Consider the following 21,560-nt stretch of genomic DNA (forward strand, 5'->3'; position numbering starts at 1 on the left):
TGCTATAGAAATTCATTCTCTCACCCTACGAAGCCAAACCAGAGGCATTCCCGCACCGCCCTTCATGAGTGCCTCGAATCGGGAGGGCAGTTCCAAAAAGAAACGTATACTATATAAAAATAATTTTCTATCCATTAAAGGCCACAAAAATTTAAAAACATTTTAATTTGCACCACTACTGACATTACAGAAGAATAAAATTAAAGTTAAATAATGTTTAATTCCATAATGTCGATCAGCCTCCAACTATACCCCACCTCCGGCACCCCCCCCCGGCGACAACGGTGCAACAGTGAAGGCTACCACAGTCCTTGCCATGCTTCATTGGCTCGGCATCAATGATCTGGAGGAAGCGCGGCTCTGGGGAGCGCGATTCACCTACTGGTACAACTTTGAACACCACCACAGTGGGATCAAGCATGTAACGCCAGCTCAGCGCCATGCCGGGGAGGACGCTGAGATCCTCAGAGCTCGCCATGAGCTCTATACGCAGACGAGAGCAGCGAATCCACGGCGGTGGTCACGCTCTACCCGCGACTGGGAGCCAGTGGCCGCAGTGACGCTCACTCCAGAACGCGAGGCGGTCGTCACCAACACCGCTATCGAAGCAAATAACACTCTCAACGTTGCATAATTCAGGCGACAACTACCTTGACACGCGCCGCCGGTCGGTCGGCATTCTTGAATCTTTTGACGCAGGGGGGAGAGGTGGACATTCCTGATTTTTAGACATTTGCACTATCGCCAGATCAAATCTCAAAATCTCAAGAACGTCCCCCCCTGGCGTTTGACGGTTTGCGAAAGTATATGGTAACCTCTGACTGCTATGAAACCGCCAGTAATCATTTTAGGAGGCTTGCCATGCTCTCTCTAAAAAAACTCGAAGCTGAGGTTGCCTCCCTTCCGGATAAGGAATTGCGCAAGTTCAGCCAATGGTTCGCACAATACGAGGCCGAACGGTGGGATCGGGCTTTGCAGGCAGACATTTCTTCGGGAAAACTTGATCATCTTGCCGATGAAGCACTAGCTCAATTTGCCTCCGGCAAATGCAAACCGCTATAACGCAGCACACCTCTCCCGGCTTCTGGGATGGCTACGCCAAGTTGCCGTCCGAGGTTCGGGAACTCGCCGATGAAAACTTCTCTCTTTTAAAGCGCACCCCCCGTCACCCTTCTTTACATTTCAAGCAAATTGGTCGCTTTTGGTCCGTCCGCGTCGGATTGCGGTACCGAGCCCTGGGAGTCTCAACTGCCGATGGCGTGCTCTGGTTTTGGATTGGCACCCACAAGGATTACGACCGTCTGCTCTCCTAAGCCCCTAAACGCGTAAGTCCATCTACGGAAGAGCGATGGGGGGAGGCTCGTGGGATGTTCGATGCGTCCGGTGACTTACTCGACGCGTCCGGTAACTCGCCCGACGCGTCCGGTGACTCACTCGACGCGTTCGGTGACTCACTCGATGCGTTCGGTGACTCGTTCGACGCGTTCGGTGACTCGTTCGACGCGTTGGGTGACTCGTTCGACGCGTTCGGTGACTCGCTCGACGCGTTCGGTGACTTACTCGACGCGTTCGGTGACTCACTCGACGCGTTCGGTGACTCGTTCGACGCGTTCCGGTGACTCGCTCGACGCGTTCGGTGACTTACTCGACGCGTTCGGTGACTCGTTCGACGCGTTCGGTGACTCACTCGACGCGTCCGGTGACTTACTCGACGCGTTCGGTGACTCGCTCGACGGGTTCGGTGACTCACTCGACGCGTTCGGTGACTCGCTCGACGCGTCCGGTGGCTTACGCGACGTGTTCGGTGATCTATCAGAGGCAGGCAACGGGAATGTGCAGGGGCGAACTACCCTGCTTTCGAGGCGGAGGGTCTGAAGGAAACAAAGTCAGGGGGGACCTTAGTCCCCCCATCCTTTTCTGCACTGCGGCTCTTGTGGCGGAACTTGGAGGGGATCAAGCAGGGACACTGTCCTGGTCGTCGTGCGCTGCAGCAGCTTTCTTGGCCCTGGAGCGGCTCCTTCTTTCTTTGGCGAGATCGAACCCAGAAAGGATAAGGAGTTCAGGATTGCGCACCGCTGCCATTTCCAGCAGAGAGGCGATCTCATCAAGATACCCGACGAGTTCTTCCTGGAGGCGCTCGCGCTCAGCAATAGCCAGTTTGCCCCCCAGCATCGACTCGTGGTAAATCACGGCATATTTGTCCGACGCCTCGAGATACTCCTCTCGCAGTTTGGGATACGCCGCCCAGAACCACGCCGGAATTTTGTTTATATCCAAGAGAGAGTTTTTGAATCTCTGGTTCAGGCCATGAAACTTCGTTGGCCCTATGGTCCGATAGTTTCGCAATATTCGGTGATATGCCACCTTAACCTCCTTCCTTCGCGTCTGCGAAGGGGTCACGCTAAGTTAACAACCACCAACCTATCCGCCACGCACAAATATATACAGCGTCGCACAAAGCTGCGCAACCCGGGTGGAGAAAAAAATAAAGCATCCTTGGTCGCGACAATGAAAACGGCGGTCTAGAAGGCCTGCAAAAGCAGGAAGATGCCCACAGCGGTAACCAGCGCCCCCGCTCCACGTTTGGTCCACGTGGAAAAAGCGACAACCCCCTTCGCCTTTATGAACGAGTCGACGAACCCCGTGAAAGTCCCTGCTACGAGCATAAGGAGGCAGTGACCGACGGCATACGTGAACAGCAGCGCCATGCCATAGAGGAGCTCTCCCTTGGCGGCCACCACGGTCAGAAGGATCACCAGGACCGGTGTCGCACAGGGCGATGAAACCACACCGAAGAATAGACCCAGGATAAACGCTCCCGGCATCCCTCCCCGACGCGGCCTGTAATCGAGGCCGGAAAACCAGCTCAACTCGTACAGCCCGAGGAGCTGCCCCCCCATGGTGACGGCCACCGCTGCTGCGGCCACGTACCACCATCCCCCCAGCGTGCCGAACATGGTGCCGAAGAGACCCGCAGCCGCGCCGAAGGCGGTGAACGTCAGCGACAGCCCCAGCACAAAAGCCAAAGAGTACCTGAAGGCACGCCCCCGGTCACCATCGGCGTACCCGCCGACGAAACCGACCACCAAGGGGATGGTCGCCAGCACGCACGGCGAGGCCGAGGACAGCACACCGGCCAGAAAGACCGCCCCGAAGGCGATCAGAGGGTAGGCGGCGATGATCTGTTCGGCGTTGTCGAGGAAACTCACCGCCCCCCCAGCGCGTTCAGTTCCCTGACGAGATCCGCTTTTTCGAGTGCACCGACATGCCTTTTCACCTCGCGCCCTTTGGCGTCGAAGAATACCTGCGTCGGAATCATCTGGACCTTGAACCTTTCGGCGGCGGCGTTGTCGGCATGTACGTCGATGAACAGCACCGAGGCCTTCCCGCGGTATTTTGCCGCCAGATCCTCCAGGATCGGTGCCATCTTTTTGCAGGGGATGCAGGTGCGCGCCCCGAGGTCGATGACCGTGGGCTTACCGGAGGCGAGGGCATGGCGGATATCGGCGCCTGAGGCGGAGGGGAGCTCGGCATGGGCAGGAACGGCGATCAGCAGCGTGGCCGCGAAGAGCAGGCGCCTCATGCCAGCATCCCCATGATTTCCACTACTGACGCCACCTTGCCGGAGAACTTCACCTGGCCATCGATGACCAGTGCCGGAGTGCTCATGACCCCGTATCTCATGATCGTGGGGATATCCTCAACCTTCAGCACTTCCGCAGCGGTGCCGGTCTCCTCTACCGCCTTCTTGGTGTTCTCGTACAGGGTCTTGCATTTGGCGCATCCGGTCCCCAGGACTTCGATTTTCATGCTCTTTCTCCTTTCTATAAAATTGCGTTGAACATATAACCTACGACCACGATCGCAGCAGCGACGATTCCGAAAAACGTGCAGAGAAGCCTTGTCTTCAAGACGTTCTTCAAGATGACGGCCTCAGGAAGGGAAAGGGCCGTAACCGCCATCATGAAAGCAAGCACCGTCCCCATGGGGAGCCCCTTCTCCATCAAGGCTTGGACCACAGGTATGATCCCCGCCGCGTTGCTGTACAGCGGAACGCCGATGAGTACCGCCATCGGCACAGCCAGGGGGTTGTCTCGACCTGCGTACCGGACCAGAAGATCCTCAGGGGCGTAGCCGTGAATGAAGGCTCCAAGGCCGATGCCGACGATCACGTAGGGCCAGATCTTCTTCAGCAGCCCTACCGTGTAGCCGCTGGCGTACTCGAGCTTTTCCCGAAAGGTCTGTTCCAGAAGCTCCGCCGACCCGACCTTGATCTCCCAGACATAGTCCTGGACGTGCCGCTCCATGCGGAGCCTGCCGATAACCATTCCGGCGACAACCGCCACCGCGACGCCGGAGCCGATGTAGATGAGCGCGATCTTCCAGCCGAACAGCCCCCAGAGCATGATGAGCGCCACCTCGTTCACCATCGGAGAGGAGACGAGAAAGGAAAAGGTGACACCGAGCGGTATGCCGGATTCGACGAAGCCGATGAACAGGGGCACGGCCGAACAGGAACAAAAGGGGGTGACTATGCCCAAAAGGGCCGCAAGGACGTTGCCGACGTGCTCGCGTTTGTGGGACAGGATGCGCCGGGTACGCTCCGGGGAGAAGTAGGAGCGGATCACCGCCACGACATAGACGATAGTGGTCAGCAGCAGGAATATCTTCATCGTGTCGTAGACGAAGAAATCCAGCGCCTCACCCAGGCGGCTCCCGGGGGCCATCCCGAAAACCCCGAAAACCAGATAATCAGCCAACGCCTTCAGCATCCCGCTTTCCTTTCTCTACGGGTCCATCAGTTCGGCGGCGCACCACGGTGCAGCCGAAGGGACCCAGTTCGCCACCCGGCCCCTCATCGCATCGCGTCGCAGGGACTCCATGAACGTTTCTTTTCATCCGAATGGACGGATGTCTATGACAAAAAAAATCAGGCGCAGTGAGCGCCTTCGGCAAAGGAGGCGAGTCGCCTGATATCTTCCTCTACGACGGCGATGTCGGCCAAACGCTCTTTGAGCACCTCGGCGAGTTGCCGCTTAAGGTCGTTATCCGCGGAGACCATGTAAAAGATCCAGACCCCTTCCCTGCGGTCGTTCACCCATCCTGCGTTCTTTAGATAGGACAGATGCCTGGATACCGTCGATTGCGGAAGTTGCAGCGTTGCTGTGAGGTCGCAGACGCAGAGTTCTCCCGAGTTCAGAAGGAGTGCCAATATGCGGAGGCGGGTTTCATCCGCCAAGGCTCTGAAATATTGAACTGTGTTTTTCATGCCGGCAATATATCCGGATAGGCGAATATGTCAAGATAAAAGCTCGCCGGCGCGTTACTGGTTGAGAAAACGCGCCTGGAGGGAGCCGGGTCGGGGAAGATGGCCAGGAAGAGGCGCCGTCCGCCCGGCTTCACGCTCCGCAATAACCGCTTTGCTCCGCAGCATCGATTCGTGGTAAAGTCCGTCCTGCTTGCCCGATTGCGCCAGATACGCCCCTGCAGCGTTTGATCGGTCGCTCAGAACGACTCGAAACCCTGTTTTCGGTCCGCCTGCGCATTTTCTCACCCTCTGGTTGACTATGAAACTCCGTTGCCGACATGCGATGAACTCATCCACCTATAGAAACATCTATGCTGCCGTCTCCCGGATCCCCCGAGGTCAGGTCGCGACCTACGGGCAGATAGCCCTATTGGCGGGACTGCCCGGACGGGCTCGCCAGGTGGGCTACGCGCTGAGCGCCCTCAACGATCCGTCGGTCCCCTGGCATCGCGTCATCAACGCCAAGGGAGAGATCAGCCCACGTTCCGGCGGCAGCGAGGCGGATGAACTGCAGCGCTTGCGGCTGGAGGACGAGGGAATCCGCTTCGACTCCCACGGGCGCATCCCGCTTCACCTCTACCGCTGGCGCCCCCAAGAAGCCTTCCTTGACACGGTATCGGTATGAGCGTGGCGCGATAACACGTCTTCCTGACGAACGACCATGAACCCTTTGTAATAACCAATTGACATGAGAAGTAGAAAAAGATTAAATTAGTCCGCATTGAACTTCCCTTCCCCCCCGACCATCGCTTTGGCATAGACAGCTTGTTCTTATCGGATTTCCCTTGGAGGCTGTTGTGGACACCTATTTTGCTCCCGCCGAACACGCTACCGAAGAACAGCTCAAAGAAGAAATCGCCAAAGTCGCAACTAACCCGATTATCCACGAACTGCTGAACTCGATAGGCGGATTGATAGCGGTACTGGACGAGCACCGACAGGTCGTCGGCCTCAACGTCTCCTTCCTGAAAACCCTCGGCGTCGACGACCCCGGTTCGGTACTGGGGCTCCGCCTTGGCGAAGCGCTCGGGTGCATCCACTGCGCTGACGAGCCGCACGGCTGCGGGACTACGCGGCACTGCAGCACCTGCGGGGCCGTTATCGCCATGGTTTCCGTGCTGGCCGACGGTAAGCCGGTGGAGGAACTCTGCTCGCTTACCACCCGGAAGGGGGAGGCGGTCGCGGACTACGCGATAATGGTCCGTGCCAGTGCCTTGAAGCTGGAGGAACAGACCTTCATCCTGCTCTTCCTGCACGACGTAACCCTGGAGCATCTGCGCGCGGCGCTGGAGAGAACCTTCTTCCATGACATGGGCAACATGTTCACCGGGCTGCTGGGGGCGAGCCAGTACCTGGTCCGGGAAAATCAGTCCGAGCTGGCCGCCATGATCTATCGTGCCGCCCAGAGACTGTACAAGGAAATGGAGATCCAGAGGTGCCTCTTCAAGAACGATTTCCTCGAGTACCGCCCATCGCACGATGACACGACCGCTGCCGAACTGCTGGCCGAGCTCAAAGGGATATTCGTCAAGCACGATGCCGCAGCCGACAAGTCGATGCAGCTCCCCGACTCGCTCCCGTCGCTTACCGTGAAGACCGACAAGTCACTAGCATTGCGGGTGATGTCGAACATGGTCATGAACGCCCTGGAGGCAACGGAGGAGCATGGCGAGGTGAAGCTTTGGTTCGAGCAGGAGCAGGACGCCTTGCAATTCTGCGTCTGGAATGAAAAGGCCATCCCGCAGGAGATCCAGTGCCGGATCTTCCAGCGCAGCTTCAGTACCAAGGAAGGGGCGGGCCGCGGCGTGGGAACCTTCTCCATGCAACTGATCGGCGAGAAGATGCTGGGTGGCAAGGTCAGCTTCTCCTCCTCCACACAGCAGGGAACCCTGTTCAAGTTCCTGATACCTGCAAGCTGACCGAACGTCCCCCCTTCAAACCGCCGAGAATCCCCTAATCGTGCCTGATTCGGGCCTTATTGCCGCTCCTGATAGCAAAGCAATGATCGAGTGCTATAGTCATAGCTGTGATTATTTCGCTATCAAGGGAGGAGAGGCGTATGAGTCAGTATCAGATAGCCGTTATCGTGGGGAGCCTGCGCCGCGATTCGATCAACCGCAAGCTGGCCAACGCGCTGGTAAAGCTCGGGCCTGCCGACTTCTCTTTCAAGATGCTGGAGATAGGAGACCTGCCGCTTTACAACCAGGACGAGGATGACAACCAGGCACAGTCGGTCGTGCGCCTGAAAAGCGAGGTCAAGGCGGCAACGGGGCTCATCTTCGTCACGCCCGAGTACAACCGTTCCATGCCCGGGGTGCTCAAGAATGCCCTCGACAATGCCTCGCGCCCCTACGGCACCAGCGCCTGGGCCGGGAAACCCGCCGGGGTCCTCGGGGCTTCCATCGGGCAGATCGGCACCGCACTGGCCCAGCAGCACCTGCGCAACACCCTGGCCTACCTCGACGTCCCGACCATGGGGCAGCCGGAGGTCTTCATCCAGGTCAAGGAAGGCTTCTTCGATGCGGCAGGCGCCATCACCAGTCCCGAAACGATCAAATTCCTGCAGGGGTGGATGGACCGCTACGTTCAGTGGGTGAAGCGCCACGCCGAATGATACCCCGCAGGCAACCTACACAAAAAAAGCCCACCGGCTCAGACCCCGGTGGGCTTTTTCGTCAGGCGGCACAGCAGGCCATCAGATGATGCGCTTGGCGCCGAGATAACGCGGTCGATAATAGTCGCTGTTCATGTCGGAGATGGTCACCTCCCCTTTCCCGGATGAGGCGTGTATCATCTTGCCGTCGCCAAGATAGATCCCGACGTGGGACGGGTACTCCGCGTAGGTCTGGAAGAACACCAGGTCCCCCTTGCGCAACTCGCCCGGGGGGACGTCGCTGCCGACGTTGATCTGCTCCCGGGCCGTTCGCGGCAGGTCGATCTGGTTGGCGTGGAATACCTGCTGCACGAAGCTCGAGCAGTCGATACCGTCCGCCCCCTCGCCGCCGAACCGGTAAGGGGTGCCAAGGTACTGCGCCGCGGTTTCCTCGATCTGCTCTACCTCGGCTGCCGCCGCGGGCCTCATGGGTGGAAGGGGTGCGGGCACCGGTTCGCCCTCCACCTCTGCCGTCTCCAGGGCCGCGGTTCCGCGGTAGGCGGTGGGGAGTCCAAGCCCGAATTCGAGGGCGCCGGGCAACGACTGCGTCGACTGGAAGGAAGAGGCGTTGGAACCGGAGCCGGAAACGGACAGGGCCAGGGTGCTTTGCATCATCTGGATCCGAAGCATTTCGGCTGCAACCTGGGGAGAAACCGCCTCCCTGCCGGCCGCTGCACTGACTGACTGCAGCAGCGACTCGAACCCTGAGGATGCGGCAGGGATCTTCTTTTCCACGCACGCGTCACGGAGCGACGCCAAGGTGGATGTTACCTGCAAAGGATTTATGGTCATTTTCTCACTCGGTTCGGTGGTGTAGCCCCGGCAGATAGGGGTGCCGCAGCTGGCGCGTTTTTGACGCGAGTCAACGCTCCGTCACTGCCGTTGCCCCCCAAGCGCGGAGCAGCGCCGGTTTTGGCGGCATTTTCAGCGAAGATGGAACGGCCGTGGTGTGACTTGCAATTAGGCAGCCAAGATGGAAAGGGTGACACGCTGGAAGGGAGATGGATGCAGAGGCTTGGCTGATGACGGGAGGTGAAGGTTCAGTCGCCGAAGGCTTCGCTGTCGGAAATCTCTGACGACTCCCGCGAAGTCTTCACCACCGTGCCGCGGTAAAGGATGTATTGTCTTTGACAAGCGCAGGAATAGGACAGCCTGACGCTCCAGTGGGCCTGCACGTAACCGGGGTATTCGTTACGCAAGCCGCACTCACAGGTAAACCCGTTCTTGTCGTGCTCTATATTCGCCATGAAGTCCCCCTGCCCTGCCACAACAAAATAATGAAGATTCCAGCTTCAAATCCAGTTCGCAGGTTTTTCTCCGTTATATCAACTATCTTAGCACGAAGAACCTGCCGTCGGCCCCATTAAAACGGCCGCCGTTTTTTCTGTATACGATTCTATGCAGCTTCACATGAAAGTCAACTTCCCCGTACGAGCGAATTGCAAATCGTCCCTTTGCTATTTATCGGGAGGCCGTCACCCAGAGTGACGCCGGCAGGTTGCTCTCAGTCAAATGCCGGTTGCTTTACCCCCCCGTAATAGTGTAATGTATTCAACGTCATAGACATAGCGACCGGTCCACCCCGGCCGCCCTCTCATACAGATCGATACACGATAATACTAAACCACCCGCGAGGGTGGGACGGAAAGCCCATTGGGTCTCACGAAGACAGCCGGGTTGCCGAAATATCATATTAGGCAACGCGGCTTTTCTTGTTCGGTAACCGAGTAGCGGATACTGGAGGTCTCATGCTGGCACTCGATAGCACCATCGGCTGTATCGAAGTATCCGAATCAGAAGTCGTCGATATCTACCGCTCTTCCCCCATCACCCGGAGCTCCGACAAACGCTCCGAGACCATGGAAGCCTACCTCTGCGCGATCAGAAGGAAGACCCTGGTGAAGGTGTACCTCTCGCTGGTGGTGAACGACCACAGGATCTACGTCTACACCACCCCCGGCAAGGGCAGGAGCGAGCAGGAGTATCCCAGGGAAGTCGAGAAAGCCCTCAGCTACGCCAGGGCCATGGGTTTCGCGCCGGAGCGGGTCGATCTCAGCTACAGCCCGGCAATGCGCGAGGTGGTGGTACGCAACACCAAGGTCCTGCGCCTTCCCGGAACCAAGGGGACCGGCAACCTGAAGCACGGTCTCGCCGGCGCCCCGGTCCTCCCCATCCTTCACAAGAGCGAGCTCGAGGCTCCTGAAGCGCCTGCCGCAATCACATCTCCCGTTGCCGTTCCCGTCCCTATTCCCGTCCCTATTCCCGTCCATGTTTCCGCCATCGCTCCGTCCACTCCTCCGACTGCCGCTCCCTCCAAAGCTCCGACTGATGCCCCGGTCGGCTCTCCGGCCGCCGCTCGTGCGGCTGAAGGAACCGAAACTGCGGAGCTCGGGATCGCCCTGGCGCGGTTGCAACACGAGCAGCGGACCCTGGCGACGGAGCGGGATGTCCTGACGAAGCAGCTGCAACAGCTCGCGGCGCAACAGAGCGAGGCGGCAAACCAACTTGCGGCCGCGCGGAAGAGCTTGGAGGAACTTGCCGGGGAAAGGGACGCGCTCCTTTCCCGGCAGCGGCAGGCCGACGAGCTCATGGCGGCAAAAGACACCGAGATCTCTGAACTGCAGAAGCAGGCCGACGGCTTTGCCCTGGAGCTGGAGACAGCGGCGAACCGAAACGCCGAAATATCGCGCGAGCGCGACGCGATGGTGGAAAATCTTGCCCAAGCCCGGCAGGACATCGCCAAGCTCTGCGCCGAACGTGACGCGGCGTTGGCAGGCGTGGGATCGGTGACGCAGCAACACCGGGAAGCGGCGACCCAACTCGACGAGACCAGGCAGGAACTCGGGAGGACCTCCGACGAGGCCGCGCGGGCCCTGCAGCGGATCGAGGCACTGGAAGCGTCCGTAAGAAAGCAGGAAGGGGAGCTGGCTTCCCTGCGGAAGGAACTGGCAGGCGTGATGTCGGAAAGGGATGCGGCACTGCAGCGGCTTGCTTCTGAGGACGGTTCGAAGGGGAGTGCAGAGGCCGACCTGGAACGGCTGCGCCAGGAACTGGAGCGCGCCGGCGACGAAAGGGACGCGGCCCTGGCGCGGTTGGCCGCCAGCGAAGAGCTGCAGCTGTCCGCAGCCGATGGCGAGTCGGCGCGGTTGCGACAGGAGCTTGAGCGGATGGGGGCCGAAAGGGATGCAGCCCTGCAGCGAGTCGCCGTGTTGGAAGAGGGGCAGGAGGCTGCACGGGTCGAAAAGTCGGGGCACGAACCGGAATGGATGCGTGCCCGGCAGTCCCCCCCCGAACCAATGGAGGAGACCACGTCGGCGCCCCCCCCGGGGCGCGGTGATGAGCCCGCCAGGCCCCGCCAGGGCGAGGAACTCTTCACGGGCCGGATCCTGCCGGGACTCCAGGATGCCTTGGAGCCGCTTCCGGCGTTCACGGAAAGCACTCTCCCTCCGTTCGCCGACTTGCAGGCGCCGCCTCTCCTCGGTCATCCGTGGGACACGGCGGCAGACGCTGACGAGATCCCCGCGGCTACCGAAACGGCGGGAGACTACTCCTTCGGAGGACAGGAAACCTCGTTCGTTCCCCTGGGGGAGCTGCAGGACGGCTTCTTCTCGGCGGGCGACGATGCGGCGCCGGTCCGCTTCCTGCTGGAAACCGGCCTCGACGCCATCGAATGCCCGGCCGCAGAAAACGTCCTGGAACTGCACCAGTCCATCAACAACGCCTACCTCTCGCCGGAGGGAACGGGAGGCCAGGAAAGCTGCCAGGGGTACATCTGCTGTCTGAGCAAAGGGGAGGGGAAACGGGTTTTCGCCGCCATCTACGGCACGAAGAGCCACCGGACCAGGGTCTACCTGCCGGAGAGTCAGCCCCAGGACGACGATTCCTACGCCAGGACGGTACGCGGTGCCATAAGCTTCGCTGAGGAGGTAGGGCTGATGATGGAGCGGGTTCCGCTCGAGGCGACCGGACCGAAACGACGGGATCGCCTCAAGCGGTGCCCGGCCTTGAGGTTAGCCGAAACGAAATGACGCGGCTTCAAGCCTGCTGCTTTCTCTTGAAAAGGAAGTCGCTCCACCTCTCCCCTGCCCTGGTGAGAGGCTGCTGCGACTTCCGTATCGGGTCACGCCCGATCTGTACCCACCCGGAAGACCTCTGAAAGGCGATGATCTTCTTTTCCCGGATCAGGTAATCAAGCATATATGAAGGGACCTTCTTCTCTTCCCCGTTGTGAAAAATCACCGTGACGCCCATGCGGTTCTCCGTTTGGTAGTACTCCCCTTTCTGACCTGAATCGTCGAATTCGACACCCACCCCCTTTCTTCATAAATCATGCCAGCCACCTAAAGCATTCTATCCCACGGGCCCCACCGATTCAAGGGCTTATTGGCGGGAGAGAGCGCCGGTAGCGCCGCAGGCGACCCGCTCGCGGCGTGCCCGTCACCGTCCCCTGTGCCCGAGCAAGAACCGTCGTCAAAAAACGCGTAGCGCCCTTGCTATTTCATGAACAACTGCTAAGTTTCTACCTTGTGTTTGAAATCTTTAATAATAATCAGGAGGTGTTCACATGATTGTGACGGACTACGACAGCTCATAAATCGCGCCGACCCCGAAGTCCCCTGTAGGGCATATCTGCCGTGGCTTCATTCCGGATCCAGAAGCAGCCTTCATGCGACAACCAGAGACAAGGAGGATTTATGCAAGACAAGCTTTTAAAAAGGTTTTCCGGCTTCTTGATTGCATCGACCGCGGCCGCCGCTCTGTTGCTGGGCGGCTGCGAAGGGGACCGGGGCCCCAGAGGCGCACAGGGCCCTGCAGGCACCGGTGTCTTCACCAACCTCAGCTCCTCCACTGCCGATCAGCAGGCCAACATCACCTTCGACCAGCAAAACAGCGCGGTGAACAGCGTCACCATCCAGAGTCCGCCGGTGGTCACCTTCACCCTGAAGACCGCGAGCGGGCAGCCGGTGGAGGGGATCGGCAGGAGAAACGCCTCGGGGCAGTTGAACAACCTGGCCTTTACCCTCGCCAAACTGGTCCCGGCGAGCAACGGCACCCCGTCCCACTGGGTCAGCTACATCGTGACCACCTTCCCCACCGACGGCTCGGCACCCGCCGCCACCAGGCCGACCAGGGACAGGGAAGGGACCCTGGTGTACCTGGGCAACGGCCAGTACCGCTACACCTTCGCCCGTGACATCAAGCTGATCCAGAGCCAGGTGAATGCAATGACCTTCACCGGCAACAACCGCAGAAACGACCTGGGCGACCTCACCTACGACCCGAACCTCACCCACCGCCTGGTGGTCGAGTACGGCGGCACCATCCCCAACACCACCCCGAGCCTCATCTACAAGAACTCGATCAACATCGTCTACGACTTCATCCCGGCCACCGGCGCCAGGGTGACTTCGTCGACCACGGGCGCCGCCGAGCGCAACATCGTGCTCACCAAGTACTGCAACGAGTGCCACGGCAACCCTGGCGACCCCAGCGACCTGAACCAGCAGGGGTGGGGACTTGGCATCACCACGCCGCATGCCGGCCGAGTCGACACCCGCTACTGCGTGCTCTGCCACACCAGCCAGCGCGCCTACGGCAGGGCGATCTCGACACCGACCGCCGGCGCCTTCACCGGGAACACCTACGTCACAGCCGCCACCACCACGGCTGACCCCTCCACCGACGAGGTGCAGATCCTGGGCGAGTTCGTCACCCTGATCCACAAGATCCACATGGGGAGCAACCTCACCGAGACCGGCTACAACTACGCCGGCATCCACTTCAACGAGACCGGCTACCCGCAAAGCGCCGGACTGTGCCGCAAGTGCCACCGCGCCGAGACCCCGCAGCAGCTGGCGGTCACCCCGCAGGGTGACAACTGGCGCACCATGCCCAACCGCAAGGCGTGCGGCAGCTGCCACGACAATATCAACTTCGCCACCGGCACCAACACCACGGGGGCCGCGCACCCGGTCTACCTGAACGACGCGAGCTGCAACGCGTGCCATACCCCGACGGCCATCACCGAATCGCACGCCCAGGCCCTGGTGAGCCCGCTCAACCCGGCGGCGCCCGCAGGCCTTACCAGCTTCGAATACCAGCTCTCCAGCGCCACCGTGGACTCGAGCAACAACCTGACCATCAAGTTCCGCATCCTCGGCAACGGCACGCCGATCACCCTGGCGACCCCGGCCCCGGGGCTCACCACGGCGCTCCCGGGCTTCACCGGCAGCCCGAGCTTCATCCTGGCCTACGCCAAGCCGCAGTTTGAGACCGGCACGGCAGTCCCCGCCGACTACAACAACCTTGGCAAGGTGGCGGCACAGCCTGACACCGTCTCCATCACCACGCTCCTCAACACCAACAACGCGGCCATCGGCGCCATCACCGGCCCCGACAGCAGCGGCGTCTACACCGCCACCATCAACTCCGCCTCGGCGTTCCCCGCGGGGGCACAGATGCGAGCCGTGGCCATGCAAAGCTACTTCACCCAGACCGGCTTCGACCCCTCCATCGCCGGCCGCCACACGAAGGCGGTCATCATCCCGGTGACCGGCGACGCGGTACGCCGCACCGTGGTCGACCCGGACAAGTGCAGGAACTGCCATGAGTTCTTCGAGGCCCACGGCGGCCAGCGCGTCTACCAGACCCAGGTCTGCGTGACCTGCCACAACCCGAACCTGACCACCTCGGGCCGCACCATCAGCGACGCAAAGCTCGCCGGCTTCGCCTTCACCCCGATCCAGCTCGGCATCCTGACCACCTGGGATCCCGCCTTCAACAAGGCAACCCCGGGTTACGCCCTCACCTTCCCGGAGTTCTCGAACAACTTCAAGGACCTGATCCACGGCATCCACGCCGGCGATACCCGCACCAACCCGATCCGCGACGTGCGTAACGGCCCGGGCACCGGCATCACCCTGATCGCCGGCGAAGAGATCGCCTTCCCGAACATGCTGGGGAACTGCGACGCCTGCCACATCACCCAGCAGAGCTACACCCCGGACGTGGTCGAGGCGCTGCGCCCGAGAGTGCTTCCCTCGACCGAGGTGACCAGGAGCGCCGCTTCGGTCGCCACCCCGACCACCGCCACCCTCACCGCGGCACGTACCACCGTGCCCAACCCCGAGGACCTGGTGGTAGCCCCGGTAACCGCGGCCTGCGTCGCCTGCCACGACACCCCGCTCGCCAAGGCGCACATGAACGCCAACGGCGCCCAACTGGGCGCGGCACTCGCCGGCCCCTCCTACACCAACATGGGGGTTGCCCGCTCCACCCTGCCGTCGGCTACGGAACAGTGCACGCTGTGCCACGGCCAGGGGAGGGTGGCCGATGTGATCATCATGCACGGCCAGAACCGCCCGGCACTGGTGCCGACCAGCGTCAACACGGGGAGCTCGGCTGCGCGCATGGTGAAGTTGCTCCTGAACTGGTGATATTCAGCTTCTGACCCGCCGGGGGCCTCAGCGCCCCCGGTTTCATTTGCGACTGCATTTCCCCACCGGTAACCAGATCGAACCAAGAAAGGAGGAAATGTCTTGAAAATCAAAGAAAAAATAACGGCACCAGCGCCCCCCGGCGCAGTCAAGACGGTGGGGAGCTTCCTGTTGGCCTTTTCGCTGCTCGTCTTCAGCCAGCAGACGGCCAACGCCACTGCCATAAACGGAGACTCGACCACCATCCTGCGCATGAGGGAGGGGGTCTTTGGCGATCACCTGTTCCCGCTCTACGAATACCTGAACATCTCGGCCAGCGACGCCGCAGGTCCCGGCGCGATCTCACTGGAGATCGGCGGCTGGGGTCGCGTCGACCTGGGAGACAGGAGCTTCGAGCACCGCACCGAGGGGGACATCCAGTACGGCTACCTGAGCTATCGCGCCAACCGCAGCAACTTCACGGTCAGCGCTGGGCGGCAGTGGGTGGTCGAGGGGGTGGGGACCGAACGGATCGATGGCCTCTACCTGAGAAGCGACCTGATCGCGGGCCTGACCGCCGCAGCCTACGTCGGCAACCCCGCCGTCACCCAGCCCGACTTCGACGGCGGCGACCTCATCTACGGCGGCCGCCTGGCCCATTCCGTCCCCAAGTATTACTCCGTCGGTTTGAGCGCCCTGCGGACCGAGGTCAGCGGCGACGGCATCCGTGAAGAGGAGGGGATCGACCTGTGGCTGCATCCGATCAGCATGGTCGACATCACCGGCCGCTCCACCTACAACTCGCTCAGTAACGGCTGGATGGAGCACGCCTACACGGCCAGCGTCACCCCCACCGAGGCGCTCAGGTTCTCCGCCTCGCTGCAGAACGTTCATTACGACGACTACTTCTACCAGGTCACCACCAGCGCTCTCAGCCTCACCAACGGCATCATCGTCCCCGGGGAGGAGATGTGGAACGTAGGAGGGAGCGTCGGCTACAGCGCCACCAAGAACATCGCCCTCTCCGCCGAGTACAACCACTACGAGTACGACCTGGCCGGCGGAGCCGACTACTACGGTGTCAACGGCACGTTCAGCACGACCACCGGCCTTGCCGCCGGCGCCTCCTTCCACCGCATGGACGGGTCCAACGACCGCCTGCGCTACAACCAGTACCGCGCCTGGGCCACGCAGAAGCTCGGTCCCGCCGACCTGACCCTCGACTTCTTCGACGTCGACTTCGACGGGAGCATCGGCGGGCGGGAGAACACCTTTTCCCTGGCGGCGGCGGCCGGGTATGATTTCAGCCGAAACCTCAGGGTCGCAGCCGACGTCGACTACATCCGCAGTGCCGACTTCGACAACGAGCTGCGCGGCCTGATCAAGGTAAGCTATGCCTTCGGCGTTGGAAAGGAGGGGAAATAGTGAAAAAGACAGTTTATCTAACGGTGATGGGAGTGATGCTCTCCTTCCTTTACGCCTGCGCCAACACCACCAGCGTCGCCCGGGTGCACCCCGAAGAGGTCAAGGGGCTTCCCAGGTGCGCGGAATGCCACACCGACCAGTGGACGGCGCTCAGCCACCAGACCCAGGACTTCTACCTGAAGCATAAAATCTACGCCGCCCAGCAGCGCGACGCCTGCAGCACCTGCCACAAAGAATCCTTCTGTGTCCGGTGCCACGCGCACAAGGAAGAGATCAAGCCCAGCGACAAGTACAAGGAGAGGCCCGAACTGTCGCTGCCTCACCGGGGCGACTACCTCAGCCGTCACAGGGTTGAGGGGAGGATCAACCCCGCTTCCTGCCTGAAATGCCACGGGCGGCAAAACAATGAGAGGTGCAAAACATGTCACAAGTAACCAGACCAGCTCAAGCTCTTGCCATGCTTTGGTGCCTTTTGGTCCTGTCGCTTGTCGGCTGCGGGGATAACAACAACCACGCCAACTTCGATCCCGACCAGGGAGCCCACCCGGGCGACTGGCTCCCGGCTCGGCATGCGGTAGCCGCGATAGGGCACCTCGACGACTGCAGGCCGTGCCACGGCGCGGATTTCAGCGGCGGCATCTCCAAGGTCGCCTGCACCGATTGCCACCTGGGCAACGAGGTCGACGTGCACCCGTTGGAATGGGACGGGCGCGACTATGCGCTGCACGGCAACTGGATCAGGCAGAGGGTGATCGCCACCGGCGTCGCTCCCGCCTCCCTCACCACGGGAGCCCTGGCCACCACCTTCCCGGACCAGGCCCGCGCGGCGACGCAAAGCTGCGCCACCGACGTCTGCCACGGCACCGACTACCGCGGCGTGCGCAACTCGGGACCGTCCTGCTTCGACGACCGGCCCGGCGTCGTCGACTCGAGCTGCCACGCGGGGAACCCCTTCTCCGTCCACCCCCTGGACTGGTTCCCGGCCAGGCTGACCGTGAGGGCCGGCATCGCGCCGACCATCCTTCCCGCCCACGCCCCCTACGTTCAGACCTACGGCGCGGCCGAGTGCATCATCCCCGTCTGTCACGGCAACGGCTCGCCCCCGACCATCGACGTCGGGGTGGGGAGCACCAGGATCACGGGCACGACGCCGACCACGCCCGACTACCAGGCGTTCGGCTACAACGGCTTCACCGGGTTCACCACCGGCAGGACGCAGGTCACGGTGACCAACACCGGACGCCTCTGCGCGGCCTGCCATTTCTAAAACGTTCCGCTGCCGGAAGAAACGACAAAGAGGGGCCCCTGACGACAGCCAGGAGCCCCTCTTTTTTCGGTCCATCCGGCATATGCCGGCAACGGTGCCCACCGTCCCTTCAGGGGCCGGAGGAAGGCGCCGTCATTTCCTGAAGTGCGGCGTCCCCCCCGCCCGTCCCCCTATGCAAGCGGGGCGTCATGCCACGGCCAGGGCGTCCGCCACCTCCTCGAGCTCGCGCGTCTGCCGCTCGGGGTTCCACCCCAGTTCCGCAGTCATCAGCTCGACCACCTCCGGTGCCGCGGCACGCGCCGCCTTGCGGTCCAGCAGGACCAGGGGGATGCGCCGCTCCAGGAAGTCGAGCGCACGCAGCGCCATCTCGTGCTGCACCGCGTAGAGCACCTCTCCCTTGAGGTAGGGGTGCCCCTGGACGAGCCTCCCCCCCAGGGCGCCGTGGCAGTACCCGGCCACGAGCAGGGAGCGGTCCCCGTAGGAGCGGTGCAGGTGCTTGGTGACGTCGGGAGGGAAGCCGTATTTACGCTCCAGTTCCTTGAGCAGTTCCTCTCCGAAGTGCTCCCCGCCTTGCAGCACGATCCGGTCGGTGCGGCAGGGTTGCCGCGGGGCCAGCCCCGCGTTGTTCACCGCGAAATCCACCGCGTCGAGGGCCATCTTGCGGTAGGTGGTCCACTTGCCGCCGACGATGGTGATGAGCCCGGTCGGGGAACAGCTGACGACATGGTCGCGGGCGAGCTCGGCTGTGTCGGCGGTGAAGGGGTCATGCACCAGCGGCCTCAGCCCCGCCCAGGAAGAGGTGATGTCGGCGGGCTTGGCGCCCAGGTTGAAGTAGCGCCGCAGGTGGCGCAGCAGGTAGTCGACCTCCTTCTCCGGAGCGACCGGCACCTCGCCCGCCTCGGCCGGCTCATCGGTGGTCCCCACCAGGCAGGCCCCCTCCCAGGGGAGGATGAAGAGCACGCGGCCGTCATCGGTCTTGGGAACCATGATGCCTGCCCCCGCCGGAGCGAAGCTACCCGGCAGGATGATGTGGATGCCGCGGCTCACCCGAAGCAGCGAGGCGGCGGTCGGGTCGTCCAGGCGACGCACGATATCCGCGGAGGAACCGCAGGCGTTCACCACGCAGCGGGCCCGGATCTGCCAGGACGCCCCCACCAGCGGGTCCCGCACCAGGGCTCCGGCCACCCTTCCCTTCTCCCGCATCAGCGCCACCACTTCCACGTAGTTGCCGACAACCGCGCCTTCCCTGGCGGCGGTCTGGGCCAAGGCCACGTTCATGCGCACGTCGTTGAACTGCCCGTCGTAGTACTGCACCCCCCCCTTCAACCCCTCCCCCCGGATCATGGGGAAGCGGCGCAGCATCTCCCCGCGCCCGACGAAGCGGCTGTGGCCGAGCCCCGCCTCCCCCGCCAGGAGGTCGTAGAGCTTGAGCCCCGCCCAGACGTAGGGGACCTGGGCCAGCCCGTAGAGGGGGGTGACCAGGGTGAGCCGGTGGCAGAGGTGCGGGGCGATCTTCAAGAGGATGTTGCGCTCGCGCAGCCCGTCGCGCACCAGGTTGAACTGCACCCGGTCCATGTGCAGCACCGCCGACTCCAGGTAGCGCACCCCGCCGTGGATCAGCTTGGTGCTCTTGCTGCTGGTGCCGCAGGCGAAGTCGCCGCGCTCCACCAGCGCCACCGACAGGCCGCGGCTGGCGGCGTCGACCGCGATGCCGCACCCCGTCGCGCCCCCCCCGATCACCAGCATGTCGAAGGTGCGCCCGCTTTTCAGTATCTCCAGGTTGGTGTTGCGGTCCGTCACTTGTGCCTCCCAAACCCAAAATCGCTCACGCAAAGCCGCAAAGGCGCAAAGTCGCAAGGTGTATCACTTCATTGTCCGGCTCTTGCTGGTGAGATGTCACCGTCTGAGCCAGGTGTTCCCCTGTCTCTGTTTCACTCTGCGTCTTTGCGTCTTGGCGTCTTTGCGTTAAGGCCTTTGTCTTTAACGCCTTTGCTTATGCGCCTTTCTTACTTAGCCCAACCAAGCGCGAGTTGCACGCATTTTTTCCAGCCGCGGCACATTTCCTCGCGGCGCTCGGGGGTAAGCTTCGGGTCGAAGCGCCGGTCCAGCGCCCACAGCCTCCCTATCCGCTCCGTATCCAGCACCCCCGCACCGATCCCGGCCAGGAACGCGGCCCCCAGCGAGGTGCTCTCCGTACAGCGCGGCCTGAGCACCGGGGCGCCCAGAAGGTCGGCCTGGATCTCCAGCAGGAGGTCGTTGCGCGTCGCGCCGCCGTCCACCCGCAGTTCCCTCAGGTCGATGCCGCTCGCGCTTTCCATGGCGCGGATGGCGTCCACGGTCTGGAAGGCGATCGCCTCCAGGGCGGCGCGCGCCAGGTGCCCCCTGCCGCTGCCGCGGGTGAGACCGGCGATGACCCCCCTGGCATAGGGGTCCCAGTAGGGGGTGCCCAGCCCGGAGAGCGCCGGCACGAAGTAGACCCCGCCGGTATCGGCCACGCTGCGGGCGAGCGCCTCGACCTCACCGGGGCCTCCGATCAGCCCGAGCCCCTCCTCCAGCCACTGCACCGCGGCGCCGGCGATGAAGATGGAGCCCTCCAGGGCGTACTGCACCGGCTCTCCCGGGAGCTGCCAGGCGATGGTGGAGAGCACCCCCTCGCCGCTCCCGGTGCAGGGGCCGCAGTTCATGACCACGAAGGCGCCGGTGCCGAAGGTGGCCTTGGCCATCCCCGGCGCGAAGCAACCCTGCCCGAACAGCGCCGCCTGCTGGTCGCCCGCGACGCCGGTGATGGGGATCTCAGCGCCGACGATCTCGGGGGAGGTGTGCCCGAAGCGAGCCGCGCTTCCGCGCACCTCGGGAAGCATGGCGCGCGGAACCTCGAAAAGCCGCAAGAGCTCCTCGTCCCACTCCAGGGTCTGGATGTTGAAGAGCATGGTGCGGCTCGCGTTGGAGACATCGGTGACGTGGCTTTTGCCTCCGGTCAGCCGGAAGATGAGCCAGGAATCGATGGTTCCGAAACAGAGCTCCCCCCGCTCGGCCCGCCCCCGCGCCCCGTCCACGTGCTCGAGTATCCAGGCGATCTTGCTGGCAGAGAAGTAGGGATCGAGCAACAGCCCCGTCCGCTCCCTGACCAGCGTCTCTCCCCCCTGGCGCTTCAGGGACTCGGTGAACTCCGCGGTGCGCCGGTCCTGCCAGACGATGGCACGGTGCAGGGGCCTTCCGGTGGCGCGCTCCCAAACCACCGTGGTCTCGCGCTGGTTGGTGATCCCGATGCCTGCGACCGCAGCCAGCCTCGGGGCCGCCGCCAGCGCATTGCGGATGCACTCCAACTGCCCCTGCCAGATCTCCTCCGGGTCGTGCTCCACCCAACCGGGGTTTGGGTAGTGCTGGGTGAACGGCTGAGAAAAAGTGGTAACCGCGGTGCCGTCGCTGCCGTACAGGGTGGCCCGGCTGCTGGTGGTCCCCTGGTCGATGGATAGCAGGTAGCTCACGCAT

The 21,560-nt window shown here is 62.4% G+C and carries 22 protein-coding genes, 1 pseudogene and 1 riboswitch; of the genes and pseudogenes, 12 read left to right on the forward strand and 11 right to left on the reverse strand.

All coding sequences use genetic code 11. From position 1 onward, the window contains the following. Positions 1–343: 343 nt before the first annotated feature. From KOM00_RS20735 to KOM00_RS18240, 4 genes and pseudogenes are all read left to right on the forward strand, one after another. A pseudogene (locus tag KOM00_RS20735) lies at positions 344–634 on the forward strand (hypothetical protein); the annotation flags it as partial. A gap of 227 nt (positions 635–861) precedes the next feature. Further along, on the forward strand, positions 862–1,062 hold the full coding sequence (locus KOM00_RS18235) for a hypothetical protein (protein WP_216500404.1): 201 nt from the start codon (positions 862–864) through the stop codon (positions 1,060–1,062). Continuing rightward, positions 1,047–1,313, forward strand: a complete 267-nt coding sequence (locus tag KOM00_RS21155; RefSeq protein WP_456264255.1) for a ParE family toxin-like protein — start codon at positions 1,047–1,049, stop codon at positions 1,311–1,313. The genes KOM00_RS18235 and KOM00_RS21155 overlap by 16 nt, the downstream gene beginning before the upstream one ends. 54 nt (positions 1,314–1,367) lie before the next feature. Then, entirely contained in the window at positions 1,368–1,619 is a 252-nt protein-coding gene (locus tag KOM00_RS18240) for a hypothetical protein (RefSeq protein ID WP_216500406.1), read from the forward strand. 334 nt (positions 1,620–1,953) lie between these two features. Here the strand turns inward: KOM00_RS18240 and KOM00_RS18245 are convergent, their stop codons facing one another. The 6 genes from KOM00_RS18245 to KOM00_RS18270 all read right to left on the reverse strand — a co-directional run bounded on the left by KOM00_RS18245 (position 1,954) and on the right by KOM00_RS18270 (position 5,269). Further along, positions 1,954–2,364, reverse strand: coding sequence for a hypothetical protein (locus KOM00_RS18245; protein WP_216500407.1), 411 nt, complete (start codon positions 2,362–2,364; stop codon positions 1,954–1,956). A 158-nt stretch (positions 2,365–2,522) separates the two neighbouring features. Continuing rightward, positions 2,523–3,209, reverse strand: a complete 687-nt coding sequence (locus tag KOM00_RS18250) for a cytochrome c biogenesis CcdA family protein (RefSeq protein WP_216500408.1) — start codon at positions 3,207–3,209, stop codon at positions 2,523–2,525. Next, positions 3,206–3,583 carry a thioredoxin family protein gene (locus tag KOM00_RS18255; protein ID WP_216500409.1) on the reverse strand — a complete coding sequence of 126 codons (378 nt, stop codon included), beginning with the start codon at positions 3,581–3,583 and terminating at the stop codon, positions 3,206–3,208. The genes KOM00_RS18250 and KOM00_RS18255 overlap by 4 nt, the downstream gene beginning before the upstream one ends. Further along, complete coding sequence (locus KOM00_RS18260; RefSeq protein WP_216500410.1) at positions 3,580–3,810, reverse strand: thioredoxin family protein; 231 nt, start codon at positions 3,808–3,810, stop codon at positions 3,580–3,582. Before KOM00_RS18260 ends, KOM00_RS18255 begins: the two co-directional genes overlap by 4 nt. Before the next feature lie 14 nt (positions 3,811–3,824). Next, complete coding sequence (locus KOM00_RS18265; RefSeq protein WP_216500411.1) at positions 3,825–4,772, reverse strand: permease; 948 nt, start codon at positions 4,770–4,772, stop codon at positions 3,825–3,827. A gap of 158 nt (positions 4,773–4,930) precedes the next feature. Further along, on the reverse strand, positions 4,931–5,269 hold the full coding sequence (locus KOM00_RS18270; protein ID WP_216500413.1) for an ArsR/SmtB family transcription factor: 339 nt from the start codon (positions 5,267–5,269) through the stop codon (positions 4,931–4,933). 322 nt (positions 5,270–5,591) lie between these two features. On the opposite strand from KOM00_RS18270, the gene KOM00_RS18275 reads away from it, so the two are divergent. From KOM00_RS18275 to KOM00_RS18285, 3 genes are all read left to right on the forward strand, one after another. Continuing rightward, positions 5,592–5,933: an MGMT family protein gene (locus tag KOM00_RS18275; protein ID WP_216500415.1), complete on the forward strand. Its 342-nt coding sequence runs from the start codon at positions 5,592–5,594 to the stop codon at positions 5,931–5,933. A gap of 172 nt (positions 5,934–6,105) precedes the next feature. Beyond that, positions 6,106–7,227, forward strand: coding sequence for a sensor histidine kinase (locus tag KOM00_RS20940; protein WP_216500417.1), 1,122 nt, complete (start codon positions 6,106–6,108; stop codon positions 7,225–7,227). A 140-nt stretch (positions 7,228–7,367) separates the two neighbouring features. Beyond that, complete coding sequence (locus tag KOM00_RS18285; protein ID WP_216500419.1) at positions 7,368–7,922, forward strand: NADPH-dependent FMN reductase; 555 nt, start codon at positions 7,368–7,370, stop codon at positions 7,920–7,922. An 81-nt stretch (positions 7,923–8,003) separates the two neighbouring features. Here KOM00_RS18285 and KOM00_RS18290 read toward each other — a convergent pair whose 3' ends face one another. Together KOM00_RS18290 and KOM00_RS18295 are read right to left on the reverse strand one after the other, a co-directional pair. Continuing rightward, complete coding sequence (locus tag KOM00_RS18290) at positions 8,004–8,696, reverse strand: C40 family peptidase (RefSeq protein ID WP_239027605.1); 693 nt, start codon at positions 8,694–8,696, stop codon at positions 8,004–8,006. 305 nt (positions 8,697–9,001) lie between these two features. Beyond that, positions 9,002–9,208 (reverse strand): hypothetical protein, encoded by a 207-nt coding sequence (locus tag KOM00_RS18295; RefSeq protein ID WP_216500423.1) that lies wholly within the window; start codon positions 9,206–9,208, stop codon positions 9,002–9,004. Positions 9,209–9,569: 361 nt separating this feature from the next. Beyond that, a riboswitch (cyclic di-GMP riboswitch) is annotated at positions 9,570–9,646 on the forward strand. Between the two features lie 63 nt (positions 9,647–9,709). Between KOM00_RS18295 and KOM00_RS18300 the strand changes: the two genes are divergently transcribed. Then, positions 9,710–11,989 carry a coiled-coil domain-containing protein gene (locus KOM00_RS18300; RefSeq protein ID WP_216500424.1) on the forward strand — a complete coding sequence of 760 codons (2,280 nt, stop codon included), beginning with the start codon at positions 9,710–9,712 and terminating at the stop codon, positions 11,987–11,989. Positions 11,990–11,996: 7 nt separating this feature from the next. Here the strand turns inward: KOM00_RS18300 and KOM00_RS18305 are convergent, their stop codons facing one another. Next, positions 11,997–12,212 (reverse strand): GSU3473 family protein, encoded by a 216-nt coding sequence (locus KOM00_RS18305; RefSeq protein WP_216500425.1) that lies wholly within the window; start codon positions 12,210–12,212, stop codon positions 11,997–11,999. Between the two features lie 443 nt (positions 12,213–12,655). On the opposite strand from KOM00_RS18305, the gene KOM00_RS18310 reads away from it, so the two are divergent. From KOM00_RS18310 to KOM00_RS18325, 4 genes are all read left to right on the forward strand, one after another. Beyond that, positions 12,656–15,397 carry an OmcA/MtrC family decaheme c-type cytochrome gene (locus tag KOM00_RS18310; RefSeq protein ID WP_216500426.1) on the forward strand — a complete coding sequence of 914 codons (2,742 nt, stop codon included), beginning with the start codon at positions 12,656–12,658 and terminating at the stop codon, positions 15,395–15,397. 102 nt (positions 15,398–15,499) lie between these two features. Beyond that, positions 15,500–16,801 carry a porin family protein gene (locus tag KOM00_RS18315; protein WP_216500427.1) on the forward strand — a complete coding sequence of 434 codons (1,302 nt, stop codon included), beginning with the start codon at positions 15,500–15,502 and terminating at the stop codon, positions 16,799–16,801. Further along, positions 16,801–17,235, forward strand: coding sequence for a cytochrome C (locus KOM00_RS18320; protein ID WP_216500428.1), 435 nt, complete (start codon positions 16,801–16,803; stop codon positions 17,233–17,235). Before KOM00_RS18315 ends, KOM00_RS18320 begins: the two co-directional genes overlap by 1 nt. After that, entirely contained in the window at positions 17,223–18,068 is an 846-nt protein-coding gene (locus KOM00_RS18325) for a cytochrome C (protein WP_216500430.1), read from the forward strand. The genes KOM00_RS18320 and KOM00_RS18325 overlap by 13 nt, the downstream gene beginning before the upstream one ends. A 186-nt stretch (positions 18,069–18,254) precedes the next feature. Here KOM00_RS18325 and KOM00_RS18330 read toward each other — a convergent pair whose 3' ends face one another. Beyond that, positions 18,255–19,868, reverse strand: coding sequence for a glycerol-3-phosphate dehydrogenase/oxidase (locus KOM00_RS18330; protein ID WP_216500431.1), 1,614 nt, complete (start codon positions 19,866–19,868; stop codon positions 18,255–18,257). Positions 19,869–20,074: 206 nt separating this feature from the next. Further along, positions 20,075–21,556 (reverse strand): glycerol kinase GlpK, encoded by a 1,482-nt coding sequence (gene glpK, locus KOM00_RS18335; RefSeq protein WP_216500433.1) that lies wholly within the window; start codon positions 21,554–21,556, stop codon positions 20,075–20,077. Positions 21,557–21,560: the final 4 nt, after the last annotated feature.

This window comes from Geomonas diazotrophica (assembly GCF_018919385.1).
Lineage (GTDB): Bacteria > Desulfobacterota > Desulfuromonadia > Geobacterales > Geobacteraceae > Geomonas > Geomonas diazotrophica.

Bases quoted from the DNA above. Each gene is read 5' to 3' on its own strand.
- KOM00_RS18235 (WP_216500404.1), top strand. From the start codon at position 862: ATGCTCTCTCTAAAAAAACTCGAAGCTGAGGTTGCCTCCCTTCCGGAT.
- KOM00_RS21155 (WP_456264255.1), top strand. From the start codon at position 1,047: ATGCAAACCGCTATAACGCAGCACACCTCTCCCGGCTTCTGGGATGGC.
- KOM00_RS18240 (WP_216500406.1), top strand. From the start codon at position 1,368: ATGTTCGATGCGTCCGGTGACTTACTCGACGCGTCCGGTAACTCGCCC.
- KOM00_RS18255 (WP_216500409.1), bottom strand. From the start codon at position 3,583: ATGAGGCGCCTGCTCTTCGCGGCCACGCTGCTGATCGCCGTTCCTGCC.
- KOM00_RS18260 (WP_216500410.1), bottom strand. From the start codon at position 3,810: ATGAAAATCGAAGTCCTGGGGACCGGATGCGCCAAATGCAAGACCCTG.
- KOM00_RS18265 (WP_216500411.1), bottom strand. From the start codon at position 4,772: ATGCTGAAGGCGTTGGCTGATTATCTGGTTTTCGGGGTTTTCGGGATG.
- KOM00_RS18270 (WP_216500413.1), bottom strand. From the start codon at position 5,269: ATGAAAAACACAGTTCAATATTTCAGAGCCTTGGCGGATGAAACCCGC.
- KOM00_RS18275 (WP_216500415.1), top strand. From the start codon at position 5,592: ATGAACTCATCCACCTATAGAAACATCTATGCTGCCGTCTCCCGGATC.
- KOM00_RS18285 (WP_216500419.1), top strand. From the start codon at position 7,368: ATGAGTCAGTATCAGATAGCCGTTATCGTGGGGAGCCTGCGCCGCGAT.
- KOM00_RS18295 (WP_216500423.1), bottom strand. From the start codon at position 9,208: ATGGCGAATATAGAGCACGACAAGAACGGGTTTACCTGTGAGTGCGGC.
- KOM00_RS18300 (WP_216500424.1), top strand. From the start codon at position 9,710: ATGCTGGCACTCGATAGCACCATCGGCTGTATCGAAGTATCCGAATCA.
- KOM00_RS18305 (WP_216500425.1), bottom strand. From the start codon at position 12,212: ATGGGCGTCACGGTGATTTTTCACAACGGGGAAGAGAAGAAGGTCCCT.
- KOM00_RS18310 (WP_216500426.1), top strand. From the start codon at position 12,656: ATGCAAGACAAGCTTTTAAAAAGGTTTTCCGGCTTCTTGATTGCATCG.
- KOM00_RS18325 (WP_216500430.1), top strand. From the start codon at position 17,223: ATGTCACAAGTAACCAGACCAGCTCAAGCTCTTGCCATGCTTTGGTGC.